General features: G+C 43.4%; 17 protein-coding genes. 11 read left to right on the forward strand and 6 right to left on the reverse strand.

The genetic code is table 11. The features are described 5' to 3' along the window. Positions 1-4 precede the first annotated feature (4 nt). The 5 genes from SINDD18_RS06340 (at position 5) to SINDD18_RS06360 (ending at position 4,092) form a co-directional block, all read left to right on the forward strand. On the forward strand, positions 5-937 hold the full coding sequence (locus tag SINDD18_RS06340) for a DMT family transporter (RefSeq protein WP_061863490.1): 933 nt from the start codon (positions 5-7) through the stop codon (positions 935-937). Between the two features lie 63 nt (positions 938-1,000). Continuing rightward, positions 1,001-1,699 carry a 2,3,4,5-tetrahydropyridine-2,6-dicarboxylate N-acetyltransferase gene (gene dapD / locus SINDD18_RS06345; RefSeq protein WP_061863491.1) on the forward strand — a complete coding sequence of 233 codons (699 nt, stop codon included), beginning with the start codon at positions 1,001-1,003 and terminating at the stop codon, positions 1,697-1,699. Positions 1,700-1,760: 61 nt separating this feature from the next. Continuing rightward, positions 1,761-2,891 carry an N-acetyldiaminopimelate deacetylase gene (locus SINDD18_RS06350; protein WP_061863492.1) on the forward strand — a complete coding sequence of 377 codons (1,131 nt, stop codon included), beginning with the start codon at positions 1,761-1,763 and terminating at the stop codon, positions 2,889-2,891. 3 nt (positions 2,892-2,894) lie between these two features. Beyond that, positions 2,895-3,434, forward strand: coding sequence for a 5-formyltetrahydrofolate cyclo-ligase (locus SINDD18_RS06355; RefSeq protein ID WP_061863493.1), 540 nt, complete (start codon positions 2,895-2,897; stop codon positions 3,432-3,434). Then, entirely contained in the window at positions 3,418-4,092 is a 675-nt protein-coding gene (locus SINDD18_RS06360; protein WP_061863494.1) for a rhomboid family intramembrane serine protease, read from the forward strand. The genes SINDD18_RS06355 and SINDD18_RS06360 overlap by 17 nt, the downstream gene beginning before the upstream one ends. Before the next feature lie 174 nt (positions 4,093-4,266). Here the strand turns inward: SINDD18_RS06360 and SINDD18_RS06365 are convergent, their stop codons facing one another. The 6 genes from SINDD18_RS06365 to SINDD18_RS06390 all read right to left on the reverse strand — a co-directional run bounded on the left by SINDD18_RS06365 (position 4,267) and on the right by SINDD18_RS06390 (position 11,923). Further along, a complete protein-coding gene (locus tag SINDD18_RS06365; protein WP_061863495.1) occupies positions 4,267-5,319 on the reverse strand; it encodes an LLM class flavin-dependent oxidoreductase in 1,053 nt (350 codons plus the stop codon). A 258-nt stretch (positions 5,320-5,577) separates the two neighbouring features. Continuing rightward, positions 5,578-6,957: a glycoside hydrolase family 1 protein gene (locus SINDD18_RS06370; RefSeq protein ID WP_061863496.1), complete on the reverse strand. Its 1,380-nt coding sequence runs from the start codon at positions 6,955-6,957 to the stop codon at positions 5,578-5,580. Between the two features lie 252 nt (positions 6,958-7,209). Beyond that, a complete protein-coding gene (locus SINDD18_RS06375; RefSeq protein ID WP_061863497.1) occupies positions 7,210-9,063 on the reverse strand; it encodes a proline--tRNA ligase in 1,854 nt (617 codons plus the stop codon). A 17-nt stretch (positions 9,064-9,080) separates the two neighbouring features. After that, positions 9,081-10,337 (reverse strand): RIP metalloprotease RseP, encoded by a 1,257-nt coding sequence (gene rseP, locus SINDD18_RS06380; RefSeq protein ID WP_061863498.1) that lies wholly within the window; start codon positions 10,335-10,337, stop codon positions 9,081-9,083. A 21-nt stretch (positions 10,338-10,358) separates the two neighbouring features. Then, the gene (locus tag SINDD18_RS06385; RefSeq protein ID WP_000613843.1) at positions 10,359-11,162 is read right to left on the reverse strand and encodes a phosphatidate cytidylyltransferase; all 804 of its coding nucleotides are present in this window, start codon (positions 11,160-11,162) and stop codon (positions 10,359-10,361) included. A gap of 8 nt (positions 11,163-11,170) precedes the next feature. Next, positions 11,171-11,923: an isoprenyl transferase gene (locus SINDD18_RS06390; protein ID WP_061863499.1), complete on the reverse strand. Its 753-nt coding sequence runs from the start codon at positions 11,921-11,923 to the stop codon at positions 11,171-11,173. Between the two features lie 215 nt (positions 11,924-12,138). Between SINDD18_RS06390 and SINDD18_RS06395 the strand changes: the two genes are divergently transcribed. The 6 genes from SINDD18_RS06395 to SINDD18_RS06420 form a co-directional block, all read left to right on the forward strand. After that, positions 12,139-12,534 carry a helix-hairpin-helix domain-containing protein gene (locus tag SINDD18_RS06395; protein ID WP_061863500.1) on the forward strand — a complete coding sequence of 132 codons (396 nt, stop codon included), beginning with the start codon at positions 12,139-12,141 and terminating at the stop codon, positions 12,532-12,534. 370 nt (positions 12,535-12,904) lie between these two features. Then, entirely contained in the window at positions 12,905-13,483 is a 579-nt protein-coding gene (locus SINDD18_RS06400) for a flavin reductase family protein (RefSeq protein WP_061863501.1), read from the forward strand. Beyond that, complete coding sequence (locus SINDD18_RS06405) at positions 13,470-14,030, forward strand: GNAT family N-acetyltransferase (protein WP_061863502.1); 561 nt, start codon at positions 13,470-13,472, stop codon at positions 14,028-14,030. The genes SINDD18_RS06400 and SINDD18_RS06405 overlap by 14 nt, the downstream gene beginning before the upstream one ends. Continuing rightward, on the forward strand, positions 14,030-14,608 hold the full coding sequence (locus tag SINDD18_RS06410) for an AAA family ATPase (RefSeq protein ID WP_061863503.1): 579 nt from the start codon (positions 14,030-14,032) through the stop codon (positions 14,606-14,608). Before SINDD18_RS06405 ends, SINDD18_RS06410 begins: the two co-directional genes overlap by 1 nt. Beyond that, positions 14,601-17,252 carry a valine--tRNA ligase gene (locus tag SINDD18_RS06415; protein ID WP_061863504.1) on the forward strand — a complete coding sequence of 884 codons (2,652 nt, stop codon included), beginning with the start codon at positions 14,601-14,603 and terminating at the stop codon, positions 17,250-17,252. Before SINDD18_RS06410 ends, SINDD18_RS06415 begins: the two co-directional genes overlap by 8 nt. 88 nt (positions 17,253-17,340) lie before the next feature. After that, the coding region (locus tag SINDD18_RS06420; RefSeq protein ID WP_153014429.1) for an AAA family ATPase at positions 17,341-17,573 on the forward strand (233 nt) is incomplete at its 3' end.

Genomic DNA, 17,573 nt, shown 5'->3' on the forward strand with positions numbered 1-17,573 from the left:
CAACATGAATAACTATCAAAAGAATATTTTTAAGGGAACCATTTATTCTCTCCTATCTGGCTTGATCTGGGGGATCTGCGGAATTTTAGGAGAGTACTTTTTTTCACATTATCAAGTATCTTCAGGGTGGATTACTTCTATGCGTCTACTCGTCGCTGGTAGTTTCGTAATCGTCTTATCTAGCCTTAAACTCCGGTCCCAGCTTTTCGAGATCTGGAGAAATCGAAACAATTACCTTCCTTTTCTGGCCTATGCTATCTTAGGGATCTTCTCCGTTCAGTATTTCTTCTATCTCTGTGTGGAGTACTCCAACGCTACAACTGCAACCATCCTACAATTTATCAGTCCTATCTTTATTCTCTTTTACAATCGCATCATCTACAAGAAAAAAGCTTCTAAAAGTGCTATTTTTTATGTCTTGGTCGCTATGGTTGGGGTCTTTTTGATGGCTACCAAAGGAGATTTGTCTAAGCTATCCATCACTCCTCTTGCTTTACTGACAGGACTTCTCAGTGCACTAGGTGTCATGTTCAATGTTATATTACCCCAGCGTTTTGCTAAAAATTATGGGTTTGTGCCTACTGTTGGCTGGGGAATGATTATCGCTGGGATTTTTAGTAATTTTCTCTACCCTGTTTATAAGATTAGCTTCCAGGTTGATGCCATCAGTATCTGTATTTGTTTGACTATTGCCTTTTTGGGAACAGCCTTTGCTTTCTTCCTATCGATGAAGGCTGTCTCGCTCGTTTCTCCCTTGGTGGTGTCAGTCGTCAGTGCAAGCGAACCTTTATCATCTGCTATTCTAAGCGTTCTCTTTCTAGGTTTAATCTTGGATGGGTATCTGCTACTGGCTATGATTTTGATTATCATCCCAATGATCTTTCTATCCATTGAAGAATCAAAAAACAAAATGAAAGAATCTTCTTTTAACACTTAAGGCTTCAAAATTGAAGCCTTTTTTGGTAGAATAGTAAGCATTACAAAGAGTGAGGAGACACCTATGACTGCTACAAAAATGAATGCACAAGAAATTATCCAATTTATCGCAAATGCTGAGAAAAAGACAAGCGTAAAAGTGACCTTTGAGGGGCAACTTACCGGATCTATCCCTGCCTCTGTTATCAAGCTTGGGAATGTTCTTTTTGGAGACTGGAAAGATATCGCTCCACTTCTTGAAGGACTAACAGAAAACAAGGACTATGTTGTTGAACAAGACGCTCGCAACTCCGCTGTACCTCTCCTTGATAAACGTGCTATCAATGCTCGTATCGAGCCAGGCGCTATCATCCGTGACCAGGTTGAGATTGGCGACAACGCTGTTATCATGATGGGAGCTGTTATCAATATCGGTGCTGAAATCGGTGCTGGTACTATGATTGATATGGGAGCTATTCTGGGTGGACGTGCTATTGTCGGTAAAAATAGTCACGTAGGTGCCGGCGCTGTTCTTGCAGGTGTCATCGAACCAGCTAGTGCAGAGCCTGTTCGTGTCGGTGACAATGTTCTCATCGGTGCTAACGCTGTGGTTATCGAAGGTGTTCAAATCGGTAGCGGTTCTGTTGTTGCAGCAGGTGCCATCGTTACTCAAGATGTTCCAGAAAATGTTGTGGTAGCTGGTGTTCCAGCTCGTGTTATCAAAGAAATCGATAGCCAAACCCAACAAAAAACAGTGCTAGAAGATGCGCTTCGCACCTTGTAATTAGTAACAGAGGCTGAAACATTTCCAGCCTCTTTCTCGTATCAATAGAAGGAAATTAACTATGTTAGATTTGATTCAAACTCGACGCGATCTTCACCAAATTCCCGAGATTGGTTTAGAAGAATTCAAGACTCACGCTTATTTACTCAATGTCATTGAAACATTAACGGCTGGTAAGGATTTTGTTCAGATTCGTACTTGGCGAACAGGTATTTTAGTTTACTTGCAGGGAAGTCAGCCAGAACGTACCATTGGCTGGCGGACAGACATCGACGGACTCCCAATCGTTGAACAAACAGGCCTTCCTTTTGCCTCTCAGCACCCAGACCGCATGCATGCTTGTGGACACGATTTTCACATGACCATTGCCCTAGGAAGTCTCGAACGTGCATTAGAAAAACAACCCAAAAACAATCTCCTCTTTCTCTTCCAACCTGCAGAAGAAAATGAAGCAGGTGGCATGCTCATGTATGAAGATAGTGCTTTTGGCGACTGGTTACCTGACCAATTCTATGGACTCCATGTTCGTCCAGACCTAAAAGTTGGACAGATTGCGACCAATACCCATACACTCTTTGCTGGAACATGCGAGGTCAAGATTCGCTTTAAGGGTAAAGGCGGACACGCTGCCTTTCCACATCAAGCAAACGATGCTCTGGTTGCAGCTAGCTATTTTGTGACCCAAGTCCAGTCAGTCGTCAGCCGTAATGTCGATCCTATCGAGGGAGCTGTCGTCACTTTCGGTGTTTTTCAAGCTGGGACAACTAACAATGTCATCGCTGATACAGCCTTCTTACATGGAACGATTCGAGCTCTTACACACAGCATGAGCCTCTTGGTGCAAAAACGTGTCAAAGCTATCGCTGAAGGGGTCGCAGCTGCTTTTGATATGGATGTGGAAGTTGAACTCAAGCAGGGAGGCTACCTACCTGTCGAAAACAACCCTAAATTAGCCCGGGAATTGATGACCTTCTTTGATGAAAAAGAGGGAATTGAACTAATCGATATTGAACCTGCCATGACAGGGGAGGACTTTGGTTATCTTCTCTCCAAGGTTCCTGGTGTCATGTTCTGGCTCGGAATTGATAGTCCCTATGCTCTTCACCATCCACAGATGAGTCCTAAAGAAGAAGCTCTGGCAATTGGAGTCGAGGCTGTATCAAGCTTTTTAGCAAAGAAAGCTGCGGAGTAAACGATGAAAAAAAACTTACGCAAGCAGGTCTTACAAGAACTTAAATCTCTGTCAGCCGAAGAAAAGGAAGTCATGGACACTTGGTTGACTGAGCAACTACTTCTACATCCCTTCTACAAGGAAGCAAAAACCATCGCCACTTACCTGTCTTTCCCTCATGAATTTCAGACAGCTAGACTGATCGAACAAGCTCAAAAAGATGGGAAAACCATCCTCATTCCCAAAACCTATCCACATGGGAAAATGGACTTTGTGCTCTATGAACCAGAGAAACTCGAAAGAAATTCTTTTGGACTTCTTGAACCTCAAGGAGACTTCACAATCCTTGAACCCTCTCATATTGACCTGATTCATGTTCCTGGTTTGGCTTTCAATCCTTCTAGATATCGGATTGGCTACGGTGGTGGCTACTATGACCGCTACTTGGTGCATTTCCCAGGTCATACTATTAGTACGATTTATCCATGTCAGATTCAGAATTTTCAACCTGAGCACTACGATATTCCTGTTGAGGAGGTACTCATCTATGAAAGAAATTTTTGATCGTCGGTATCCTGTCACGAGCTTCTTTCTTCTCGTGACAAGCCTGGTTTTTGTACTCATGTTTCTAACCAGTGGTTTCAACTATACCAGCGCAGCCACCTTGTATAAATTCGGAGCTGTGTATCCCCCTGCTATCAAGGCCATGCCTGAACAAATCTGGCGCTTATTCTCGGCAACATTTGTCCACATTGGCTTAGAGCACTTTTTAGTCAATATGCTATCCCTCTACTTCTTAGGACGTCAGATGGAACAAATCTTTGGCTCTAAACAGTTTTTCTTTATCTACCTTCTATCAGGTATGATGGGAAATCTCTTTGTCCTAGTTTTTAGTCCCAATGCCATTACTGCAGGTGCTTCAACTGCCCTCTACGGTATGTTCGCTTCTATTGTCGTTCTTCGTTATGCCTCACGCAACCCCTATCTTCAACAGCTTGGTCAATCCTACCTCTCCCTCTTGGTCATCAACCTAGTAGGAAGTATTTTAATGCCTGGCATCAGCCTTGCTGGACATGTCGGGGGAGCTGTCGGCGGTGCATTACTAGCTATCGTCTTCCCAGTTCTAGGCGAACGAAAGATTTACAGTCCAAGTCAACGAGGTCTTGCAACCCTAGCTTTTATTGCTCTGTCAGCCTTGATGCTTTTTGTGGGCTTGTCCTAAAATAGTCTCATATAGGGAGTATCTTAATTTTCAATAAAGATTAATTCACTAATCTCATATATAAAAGAAACTCCGAAAAGCTTGTTTTTATTAGCTTTCCAGAGTTTCTTTTATTTCTAGTTTTTTAAAGATCAGACGGGTATATAGATTTTTTATCAATTTGATTGGATTTTTTTATAACCCTTCTTTCATGGCAAAGTAAGCACGCACTTTTGGTGCCACTTGCGTTCCAAAGAGTTCAATGGCTTTGAGAACTTGATCATGTGGCATAGAACCAAGTGGTAGGTGCAACATAAAGCGATCCAAGTCTAAATCCTCAATCATGCGGATCAACTTTTCTGCTACCTGGTCTGGGGTCCCCACAAACATAGCACCATTGGGCCCAACTTGCTCCAAATATTGCTCATAGGTCATCTCCTGCCAGTGTGGACGGTCTTTGGAAATCGCATCTACCACTTGCTTGGTCGGATGGAAATAATCTTTCACTGCCTGCTCGCCATCTTCAGCAATCCAGCCCCAAGAATGAGCGCCCACTTTCAGGTCTTTGTCAGCATGACCAGATTCACTTCCAATCTCACGATAAGCCTGAATCAACTTTTTAAAATAGCGAGGATTCCCACCGATAATCGCATAGACAATCGGCAAACCAGCTTGAGCAATCTTCACTGTTGACTCTACATGACCACCTGTCGCCACCCACAAGGGCAATTTGTCCTGAACTGGCCGAGGATAGACTTCTTTTCCCGCAATGCTTTGGGTCAATTCTCCACGCCAGTTCACTTTGGTGCTTTCATTTGCAAGCTGAAGCAGGTCCAATTTTTCATCAAAGAGGGCTTCATAGTCTTTCAAGTCATACCCAAACAGTGGAAAGGACTCGGTGAATGAACCACGCCCAGCCATAATCTCTGCACGACCGTTTGAAAGGGCGTCGATGGTCGCATATTGTTGGAACAAACGGATGGGATCCATACTAGAGAGAATACTGACAGCACTGGTCAAACGAATCTTCTTGGTATTCACCGCACCAGCTGCAAGGACAATCTCTGGCGCCGATACCGCAAAGTCCTCCCGATGATGCTCCCCAATGCCGTACACATCCAATCCAACCTTGTCAGCCAACTCAATCTCTGCTACCAACTGACGGATTCGTTCGTCATGACTATATACTTGTCCAGTCCCCTCTAAGGCTGTTGTTTCACCAAAGGTTGAAATTCCTAGTTCTACCATACTGATTTCCTCGTTTTATTATTAGTTATCTGGGTATTTTATCACTAGTCAGTTATAGTTGCAACGAATTTGCTCATTAGAAAAGTCCTTGATTAAGTAGACACTTTTAGTTCCTTGTGTGGCGGTGAGAGGTGAGGGTAAATCGTTGTAAGGACGATACCATCTATATCCCTTGCAACATTCTCTTCTGTGATGGTGAGAGCTTGGTGATGATTCTATAAGAAAAATGAGATGAAAATCATCTCACTCTTCATATTCTTAAAATCCATTGTTATTGCTGAGTTCTTTGAACCAGTGGCCTGATTTTTTCAGGCGACGCTCTTGTGTTTTTAAGTCTAGCTCGACTAAACCATAACGGTTTTTATAGCTATTGAGCCATGACCAGCAATCGATAAAGGTCCAGATCAAGTAGCCTTTACAGTTGGCACCGTCTTCGATAGCACGATGAAGTTCACGAAGGTGACCTTTGACAAAGTCAATACGGTAATCATCCTGAATCATACCATTCTCACGGAATTTATCCTCACCTTCAACACCCATCCCATTCTCAGTCAGCATCCACTCAATATTACCGTAGTTTTCCTTGATGTTTTGGGCAATGTCATAAATCCCTTGCTCGTAGATTTCCCAACCACGGTGCGGATTGATCTTACGACCAGGCATGACATAAGGCTCATAGAAATGCTCAGGCAAGAGTGGGCTATCAGGATGCTTAGCAAAACGCGGCGCCATAACACGCAAAGGTTGGTAGTAGTTGACTCCTAGGAAGTCAACCGTATGATCGCGAATGAGTTCTAACTCTTCGGCTGTGTATTCTGGTAACAAGTCATGCTCAGACAAAATTTCCACTAACTCTTCTGGATAAGCTCCTAAAACAGACGGATCTAGGAAAGATTGTGCCTGGAAGAGGTCAGCAATGCGAGCAGCTTTCACGTCTGCAGGATGTTGGCTACGTGGATATGCTGGTGTCAAGTTGAGGACAATCCCAATCTTAGAGCCTGGCAAGACTTCATGACAAGCCTTAACTGCAAGAGTGCTCGCCAGTTGTGTATGATAGGCAACCTTAACCGCTGCTTTGGCATCTACCTTATGAGGATAATGTGCATCATAGAAATAGCCGAACTCTACAGGAACGATAGGCTCATTGAAGGTAATCCACTGGTCAACCAAGTCTCCGTAGGTTTCAAAACAGAAACGAGCATAGTCTTCATAGGCCTTAATAGTTGCCTTATTTTCCCAACCATCCCCATCTTCTTGAAGGGCAAAAGGCAGGTCAAAGTGATAGAGATTGACTAAAAGACGTATCCCCTTGGCTTTGATGGCTTCAAAAACCTGACGGTAGAAAGCCACACCTTGAGGGTTGACTTCCCCACGTCCCTGTGGGAAAATACGAGACCACTGGATAGAAGTTCGAAAGGCTGTATGCCCTGTTTCTAACAATAGTTCGATATCCTTTTCCCAGTTTTCATAGAAGGTCGACGTTTTGTCTGGTCCAATACCATTGTAGTAACGATTTGGCTCTACTTGAAACCAATAATCCCAGAGATTATCTCCCTTGCCATCACCAGGCACTCGTCCTTCTGTCTGTGGTCCAGAAGTTGAGGAACCCCAGACAAAATCCTTTGGAAATTTTAGCATAGTACTACCTCTTTTTACACTTTTAATGTTTATACTCTTCGAAAATCAAATTCAAACCGCGTCAACGTCGCCTTGCCGTATATGTGTTACTGACTTCGTCAGTTCTATCCACAACCTCAAAACGGTGTTTTGAGCAACCTGCGGCTAGTTTGCTCTTTGATTTTCATTGAGTCTTACTTTCTCTCATTATAAAGAAAAAACAAGGCAAAAACTAGTTACATTTTTGTCTTGTTTTTCTTCTGATTATAGATTTTATTTATTTGTTAGGATTTCAAGAGTTTCAAGCAAGTTATCTGCATGAACTTCAATAGTATCCCCTGTCGCCTTGATCTTCACTTCTACGATACCATCAGCTGCTTTCTTCCCAACAGTGATACGGATTGGAAGACCGATCAAGTCGCTATCGCTGAATTTAACTCCGACACGTTCGTTACGGTCATCTGTCAAGACTTCGTAGCCTTTGTTGACCAAGGCTTCTTCGATGCGATTAGTCAATTCAAGACTTGCTTCGTCCTTAACATTGACCGGAATCAAGTGCACATCAAATGGTGCCAATTCTTTAGGGAAATTGATACCCCAAGCGTAACGGTATTCACCTTTAGGAGTTTTGTTAACAAAGAGGCGAGCGTGTTGTTCCATAACTGCTGAAAGGAGACGGCTGACACCGATACCGTAGCAGCCCATGATGATTGGCACAGCACGACCATTTTCATCCAAGACATCTGCTCCCATACTTGCTGAGTAACGAGTTCCCAGTTTAAAGATGTGACCGATTTCGATACCACGCGCAAAGTTAAGAATACCTTGTCCGTCTGGAGAAATTTCACCTTCACGAACTTCACGGATATCCACATACTCGGCAGTGAAGTCACGACCTGGGTTGACACCAGTCAAGTGGTAGCCATCTTCATTGGCACCAACAACAGCATTGCGACTATCTTGTACCTTGCGGTCTGCGATGATTTTAACATTTTCTGGAAGATCTACTGGGCCAAGGGAACCAAAGTCCGCTCCCAACAATTCTTTCACTTCTGCCTCAGTTGCAGGTTCTAAGAAATCTGCTCCAAGGTAGTTTTTCAATTTGACTTCATTGAGCTGATCATTGCCAACGAGTAGAGCCACAACAGGCTCCTCATCTGCGATATAAACCAAGGTCTTGATTGTTTGCTCTTCAGAGACATTCAAGAAGGCTGCGACTTCATCAATCGATTTGACACCTGGTGTTTCCACGCGAGCCACTTCATCTTCAGTCACAACACGGTTGCTTGGTTTATACTCGTTGGTAGCCATTTCCAAGTTAGCTGCATAGCTCGATTCACTTGAGTAGGCAATGGTATCTTCACCAGAAACCATCCATTTGAGCAATTCTGCCTTGATTTCTTCTTGCACTTCTGCAGGAATTTCATCAAATGATGCGACAGACTTGTCTAAAACAACCCAACGGTCAAGATCTGTACGAGCAGGTGTGATGGCCATAAACTCTTGGCTATCCTTACCACCCATGGCACCACCGTCACCGATGATTGCTTTGAAGTCCAAACCACTACGAGTAAAGATACGCTCGTAAGCTGCCTTGTACTCATCATAAGTAACATCCAAGCTATCGTAGTTAGCGTGGAAACTATAGCCATCTTTCATGATGAATTCACGCGTACGAAGAAGTCCATTACGCGGACGTTTTTCGTCACGGTATTTAGGCTGGATTTGATACAAGTTCAGTGGCAATTGCTTGTAAGACTTGACAGAATCACGGACAATAGCTGTGAAGGTTTCTTCGTGAGTTGGGCCCAAGATAAAGTCTGACTTCTCACGGTTTTTCAATTTGTACAAGTCCTCACCGTAGGTTTCATAACGACCAGATTCACGCCAAAGATCTGCACTAAGAAGGGCTGGAGCCAACATCTCAACCGCACCAATCTTGTCAAATTCTTGACGCATGATGTTCTTGGCTTTTTCGATAACACGGTTAGCAAGTGGTAGGTATGAGTAAACACCTGCTGATACTTGACGAACATAACCAGCACGCAACATAAGGGCGTGGCTGATAACTTGAGCATCGCTTGGCATTTCGCGAAGCGTTGGGATAAGCATTTTACTTTGTTTCATAATGACTCCTCTATTTCTTAAAAGAAGGTACGCATGATGTCGTTCCATGTCACGGCGAGCATCAAAACGACCATAATGACAACTCCGACCAGAGTGACATAGGTTTCAATTTCTTGTTTTAGTGGTTTGCGGCGAATAGCTTCAATAATATTGAGCACGATTTTTCCACCGTCGAGCGCAGGGATTGGAATCAGATTGAAAATTCCGATATTGATGGAAATCATAGCCAAGAAGTACAAGACATTTTCCAGTCCATTCTTGGCAGCATCGCTACTTGCCTTAAAGATAGCAACGGGACCGCCTAGTTTATTCAAATCTGGTTGGAAAATCAAGCTTTTCAAAGCATTCAGGATGCGTAAAGCTGAATCAGCCGCAGTTGTAAATCCGCCCATAAACATAGACCAGATATCTGATTTGAGCCTTGGCTGAACACCCAATATATAACGACCTTGGCTTTCTTCAGGTGTCACACTCACTTGTTTTTCAGTTCCATTTTCAGAAACCGTCACATCCAAAACGGGCGCTGTTTTGTCCTTAGTTTCTGCATCGACCGCCTGAATCAAATCTGACCAGTTTGAAATCTCATAACTGCCGACTTTAGTGATTTGGGCCGTATTTTCAACACCAACCTTAGCCAAAGCGCTATCTGGAATAATACTGAAGTTATTCGTTTGCGTATCACGGACGCCACCTTGCATGAAAATCAAGATCCAGAAAACGACGACTCCTAGGATAAAATTATTCATAGGACCAGCAAAGTTGGTAATCAATTTGCCCCAGACAGTCGCATTCTGATATTGGACGTCTAAGGGAGCGATACGAACTTCCGTTCCATCAGCTTCCACAATGGTCGCATCATGGTCTACTGAGAAAGTCTTTTCCTCTTCTAAGACCAAGCCTCTAATAAAGAGTTTATCCTCAAAATCAAACTGAGTGACCTGCATAGGCAGAGCTGTCTGGTCAACCTTTTTACCAGAGAGATTGATGCGTTTGACCTTACCATCCGCTGCCAATGTTAGGCTTGCAGGAGTTCCCGTCTTAATTTCTGTCGTATCTTCACCCCAACCTGCCATCCGAACGTAACCACCAAGTGGCAGGAGACGAATGGTATAAGCAGTTCCATCTTTTCCGATGTGGGCAAAGATTTTGGGGCCCATACCGATGGCAAACTCACGAACCAAAATCCCAGATTTCTTAGCAAAGTAAAAATGTCCGAATTCGTGAACCACTACGATAATCCCAAAGACCAGGATAAATGTTAGTAATCCTATCATTTAATTTCTATTTACCTTTCCTTAAAATAAGCCAAAGAGGTGCATAATAGGGAAGACAGCCAGCATGCAATCAAAACGATCCAATACCCCACCATGACCTGGGATAAACTTGCCTGAGTCTTTGACGCCAAAGTGACGTTTCATAGCACTTTCGATCAAATCGCCCAACTGACCAGCTATACTAAAGAAAATAGCAAAGACCATCATTTTGTAAATCCCATAAGGTAAAGCAACAGTACTATCAACTAGCATAAAAATCAAAGTCACTAGCATAGCAGCCAAGATACCTCCCATAGCACCCTCTATGGTCTTGTTAGGGGAAACTCTCGGAGCTAGCTTTCTCTTACCAAACTTCATCCCTACCAGATAAGCACCACTATCGGTTGCCCAGACCATACACAGTCCCAGAAGCGCCTTATCCAAACCTGCAATACGAGCATCGACCAAAGCATTAAAGCCAAAGCCAACATAAAAACTCATGGCAATCGGAAAAACAGCATCCTCAATAGTATAGTTCTTGCTGAAGACTGTTGCCCCTAGTAAAATCAGTATCACGACACTATAAGCAACAACGTTCCCATCCACAGGCAAAAACTTCAGGTAGTTTTCCAAAGGAATAGTCAGAAAAAAGGTTGCTAGTAAAGTCAAGAGTCCTTCAGGCGTCATGGTATTTAAACCCTTCATGCGCAGTAACTCATGTACTCCCAACATAGCCACAATCCCCATGGCAATCTGGAGCCATAAGCCACCAATCGCCAAGATTGGGATAAAGATAGCCAAGGCCAAGATAGCAAAAAGGGTTCTCTTTTGTAAATCCTGTATCATAATATCTCCTAAACTCCTCCAAAGCGACGGTTGCGACGATTGTACTCGATGATAGCTTCTTTCAAGGCTTCCTCATCAAAGTCAGGCCACAAGACATCCGTAAAATAGAGCTCGCTATAAGCAGCCTGCCATGGCAAGAAATTACTCAAACGAAGTTCACCGCTGGTCCGAATAATCAAGTCAGGATCACGCAAGACTTTTGGCAAATGTCCCGTAAAGAGATATTCCCCAATCAACTCCTCGGTGATATCACCAGGATTGATCTTAGCATCTAAAACATCCTGTGCAATCAACTTGACCGCTTGTGTAATCTCAGCTCGTCCACCATAATTAAGGGCAAAATTGAGAATCAATCCTGTATTTAACTTAGTCAGTTCTTCTGCCTTTTTAAGAGCATCAAAAGTCTGCTTCGGCAAACGATCAGTCTCCCCAATCATTTGAATCTTCATGTTCTTCTGATGCAATTCGGGAACAAACTTATCATAAAATTCAACGGGTAAGTTCATGATAAATTTGACTTCCTGATCTGGACGGGTCCAGTTTTCAGTTGAGAAGGCATAGACCGTCAAGGCTTTGACACCCATATCACTAGCAGCAATCGCTACCTTTCTCAAAGCATCCATCCCAGCCTTATGCCCAAAGACACGCGGTTGCATCCGTTTTTTAGCCCAACGGCCATTCCCATCCATGATCACACCGATGTGGTCTGGCACCATTGTCGGGGTTTCTGCTGCTTTATCTTTTTTTAAAAATCCAAACATGATTGTATTCCTATTCAAAAATCTATCGTTTCATTATACCATATTTTTCACTTTTCTTCTATTATCGTCTATCATTCTACGGCGAAATTTCCCATATATCTCCTATATTTCCAGTATATCAAGCCTTGCAATTCCTAAAGAAAGTTGATACAATAAAATCATAGAGATTCGATCCTTGTTCAGCCACAGGGATTTTTTATTGAAAGGATTTTATCATGTCAAAGACACTCCAACGTAAAAAACAATTGAGAAACAGCCTTCGTCGCTCAGGTGCTTTTTCAAACACTGTAAACAAGGTTGTCGAAGAAACAAAAAAAGTCGTGAAGCATGCTGAAAAAGCTGCCAGTGAAGCAGGAAAAGCCGTTTCTAAGCAAGTAGAAAAAACTGTAGAAGCAACTAAAGAACAAGCACAAAAAGTTGCTACTTCTGTAGAGGATTTCGCAGCGAATCTAGGCGGACTTTCAGTAGACCGCGCTAAGACTTTCTACGACGAAGGTATCAAGTCTGCTGCTGACTTCAAAAACTGGACAGAAAAAGAGCTCCTTGCCTTGAAAGGAATCGGGCCAGCTACTATCAAGAAATTAAAAGAAAACGGCATCAAGTTCAAGTAATCTTTCTTGTTCCTTGCTTTTCCGTCAAAAACTTGTTAAAATAAAGCCATTAGAGGTGTTTTGAGTCCCACATTTTACAGAAAGTGGCGGTGCTGAGAAGTCCACAAATGTGTCAAAACTGGTTGCTAATGGATGAAATTAAAAATTGAAATATAAATCTTTTTGTTTCCTTTTAGGACTAGACAGCGAGTTGCAGGCTGTACTCAAGTACGACAAGACGAGCTAACGACGTCATAAAAGAGAAACAAGAAGATTAAAGTTGCGGGCTTCTGCCCGAAATTGGGTGGTACCGCGGATTAACACATTCGTCCCTGTCAGATTAATGGCAGGGACGATTTTTATTTTAGACCCCTAGCCAAAGGAGGTTGTCATGAAACAATCTTTTAACACCAGTAAGCTCTACTATGGTTTTCCAATCTTCATCTTGGGCTATCAGGACCAAAACTTTGGGCAAAATATCACAACCTGCAGCTCCTCTTATAGTCTGGGAGATTGGTTAGTCATTGGGGTTGGCGCTGAGGAAAATGCGGCTGACCAGATTAAGCATTATCAACAGTTTACCGTAAACATCCCTGATGAAAACTTCATGCTCGAAATGGAGCAGGCTGGTTTTATCAGCCATCGGGAAAAGTTAAAACACCTAGGGCTTGACTACGAAATTTCTGTACGGACTCAGGCCCCGATTTTAGAGGTATGTCCAGTCGTATTGGACTGTCAGGTGGATCGGATTATCGAGGAAGATGGCATCTGCCATATCTTTGCCAAGATTCTCGAGCGACTGGCTGATCCAGAGCTCTTAGACGATAAAGAGCATTTTAAAAATGACCGCTTTGCCCCAACTTACTTTATGGGGGACGGTCATCAGCGCGTTTACCGTTATCTGGATGACCGAGTCAATCCCATGGGAAGCTTTATCAAGAAAGCGAGGAAGAAGGATGACAAGAGCTGAACTGCCAGAACAAATCGAAACGGAGCGACTGGTCTTACGGGTCCGAACAGTGGCGGATGTAGAGGATATCTTTGACTATGCTAGTCGTCCAGAGGTTTCTTACCCAGCAGGCTTCCCACCCGTCAAGACCTTGGAAGATGAGATTTATTACCTAGAACATATCCTTCCTGAGCGTAATGAAAAGGATAATCTCCCAGCAGGCTATGGAATTATCGTTAAAGGAACCGATACAATCATTGGGTCTGTCGATTTCCCCCGTCGCTACGAAGACGATGTACTGGAGATTGGCTATATCTTGCACCCAGACTATTGGGGACGAGGTTATGTTCCCGAAGCAGCGCGTGCCTTGATTAATCTGGCTTTTAAAGAATTGGAGCTTCACAAGATTGAATTGACTTGTTTTAGCTACAATGTCCAAAGTCAACGTGTCGCAGAAAAACTTGGATTTACCCTCGAAGCTCGCATCCGAGACAGAAAGGATGCTCAAGGAAACCGCTGTGACAGTCTGATATATGGCTTGCTGAAGAGTGAATGGGAGGTAATTTGATGCATCTTTTCATCATTGGGGCTCCGGCTTCTGGGAAAATGACGATTGGTCAAGAGTTATCTCGACTGACAGATGCTACCCTCTTTTATAACCATCAAGCCATCGATTTTGCACTAGAAATCTATCAGGACTTTACAGAGGAAATGTGGGAATTTGTTCGTGGAATCACCTTTTCTTTCCTTGGAGCAAGTGCAAGAAATCAGCGATCAGTAATTTTAACTGACGTAATTGATTTTTCAAATCAGTACCAGCTGATGTATTTAAAGCAAATTCAGGATTTATTGGATAACTTTCATCAAGAGATTCTGTTTGTTGAATTGGAAACAAGTCTTGAAGAGCGTTTACGTCGAAATCGAACGGAGAACCGGTTGAAGCACAAGCCCTTGAAACGGCATATTGAGATATCTGAAAGAGAAATTTTAGAGACCGCTGAAACACTTCAATTAAATTCCCAACATCAACCGAATGAGTTGCACCACTACCTTAAAATAAATAATACGAATCTGTCTGCAGAAGAAGCTGCTAAGCAGATTCAAGATAAAATGAATACAATAGAGAAAGGACAAACACATGTCTAAAGAACTTTCACCTAAATACAATCCAGCCGAGGTTGAGGCTGGTCGTTACCAAAAATGGCTGGACGAAGATGTTTTTAAGCCTTCAGGCGATCAAAAAGCTAAGCCTTATTCAATCGTCATTCCACCACCAAACGTAACTGGGAAACTCCACCTCGGTCACGCTTGGGATACAACTTTGCAAGATATCATCATCCGTCAAAAACGCATGCAAGGCTTTGATACGCTTTGGCTTCCAGGGATGGACCACGCTGGGATTGCTACTCAGGCTAAGGTTGAGGAGCGCTTGCGCGGCGAAGGCATCAGCCGTTACGACCTTGGTCGTGAGAAATTCCTTGAGAAAGTCTGGGAATGGAAAGACGAATATGCCACTACTATCAAGGAACAATGGGGCAAGATGGGGCTCTCTGTAGACTACTCTCGTGAGCGTTTCACTCTTGACGAAGGTTTGTCAAAAGCGGTTCGCAAGGTCTTTGTGGACCTTTACAAGAAAGGCTGGATTTACCGTGGTGAATTTATCATCAACTGGGACCCAGCAGCTCGCACAGCCCTTTCCGATATCGAGGTTATCCACAAGGACGTCGAAGGTGCCTTCTACCACATGAACTACATGTTAGAAGACGGTTCGCGTGCCCTTGAAGTTGCGACAACTCGTCCAGAGACCATGTTTGGGGACGTTGCGGTTGCGGTCAATCCAGAGGACCCACGCTACAAGGACTTGATTGGACAAAACGTCATCCTCCCTATCGCTAATAAACTCATCCCAATCGTTGGGGACGAACACGCTGATCCTGAGTTTGGTACAGGTGTCGTGAAAATCACTCCTGCCCACGATCCAAACGACTTCTTGGTTGGTCAACGCCATAACTTGCCACAAGTTAACGTCATGAACGATGACGGAACTATGAATGACTTGGCCTTTGAATTTGCAGGTATGGACCGTTTTGAAGCTCGTAAGGCAGTCGTTGCTAAGCTAGAAGAAATCGGTGCCCTCGTTAAAATCGAAAAACGTGTCCACAGTGTTGGTCACTCAGAGCGTACAGGTGTTGTGGTTGAGCCACGCTTGTCTACGCAATGGTTCGTGAAGATGGACCAATTGGCTAAAAATGCTATTGCCAACCAAGACACAGAAGACAAGGTAGAATTCTACCCACCTCGTTTCAACGATACCTTCCTTCAATGGATGGAAAATGTCCATGACTGGGTAATCTCTCGTCAACTCTGGTGGGGTCACCAAATCCCTGCTTGGTATAATGCTGAGGGTGAAATGTACGTCGGTGAAGAAGCACCAGAAGGTGACGGCTGGACTCAGGACGAAGACGTCTTGGATACTTGGTTCAGTTCTGCCCTTTGGCCATTCTCTACTATGGGCTGGCCGGATGTCGACTCAGAGGATTTCAAACGTTACTTCCCAACTTCAACCTTGGTAACAGGTTACGACATCATCTTCTTCTGGGTGTCTCGTATGATCTTCCAATCCTTGGAATTCACAGGTCGTCAGCCATTCCAAAACGTGCTTATCCACGGCCTCATTCGTGACGAGCAAGGACGTAAAATGTCAAAATCTCTCGGTAACGGGATTGACCCAATGGATGTTATCGAGAAATACGGTGCCGATGCCCTTCGCTGGTTCCTTTCAAACGGATCTGCACCAGGGCAAGACGTGCGCTTCTCTTATGAGAAAATGGATGCGTCATGGAACTTCATTAACAAGATCTGGAACATCTCTCGCTACATCCTCATGAACAATGAAGGCTTGACCCTTGAGCAAGCAACTGCCAATGTGGAAAAAGTTGTCAACAAGGAAGCTGGAAATGTCACAGACCGCTGGATTCTCCACAACCTCAATGAAACCATCGGAAAAGCTACTGCCAACTTTGACAAGTTTGAGTTTGGTGTGGCTGGACATATCCTCTACAACTTCATCTGGGACGAGTTTGCGGACTGGTACGTTGAGTTGACTAAGGAAGTCCTTTACAGCGACAATGAGGACGAAAAAGTCATCACACGCTCTGTTCTCCTTTACACTTTGGACAAGATCCTTCGTCTCCTCCATCCAATCATGCCATTCGTAACAGAGGAAATCTTTGGACAAATCTCAGAAGGCTCTATCGTTACAGCAGAATACCCAACTATCAACACAGCCTTTGAAGACCTTGCAGCTCACACTGGTGTAGAAAGCCTCAAAGACTTGATCCGTGCCGTTCGGAATGCGCGTGCGGAAGTAAACGTAGCACCAAGCAAGCCTATCACGATTCTTGTTAAGACAAGCGATAGCGACTTGGAAGCCTTCTTTAACAGCAATGTCAACTATATCAAACGCTTCACAAATCCAGAACACTTGGAAATCGCATCAACCATCACTGCACCTGAACTTGCTATGTCAAGCGTCATCACAGGAGCAGAAATCTACTTACCACTGGCAGACCTCCTCAACGTCGAAGAAGAATTGGCTCGTCTCGATAAAGAACTAGCTAAATGGCAAAAAGAACTGGATATGGTCGGTAAGAAGCTCTCTAACGAACGCTTCGTAGCCAACGCCAAACCAGAAGTCGTCCAAAAAGAACGCGACAAACAAGCCGACTACCAAGCTAAATATGACGCGACCGTCGCACGTATTGATGAGATGAAGAAGTTGGTGAAATAAGATCTGAATCATAAACCTAAATTTTAATATTTAGGTTTATTTCTCAACATTTGTTGGTAACGCTTTCTTTATGAAAAGGAGAATTTTTATGAGAATTGATAAAATTACTATTGAGGGATATAGACGCTTTAATAAGAGTACAATAAATTTAAATCATGGAAATTTTGCTATTTTAGCAGGAGCTAACAATAGTGGAAAAACTTCGCTTATTCAGCTGTTAGACATTGTTTTCAATAATAAATCAAGAAAGTCAGTGGGTTTTAATGATTTTTCTATCTCATTAAAGTCTTTGTTGGATAAAAAAGTTAAGGAATTAGGTGG

The sequence above is a fragment of the Streptococcus infantis genome (genome assembly GCF_001579645.1).
In the GTDB taxonomy this organism is placed as follows: Bacteria; Bacillota; Bacilli; order Lactobacillales; family Streptococcaceae; genus Streptococcus; species Streptococcus infantis_E.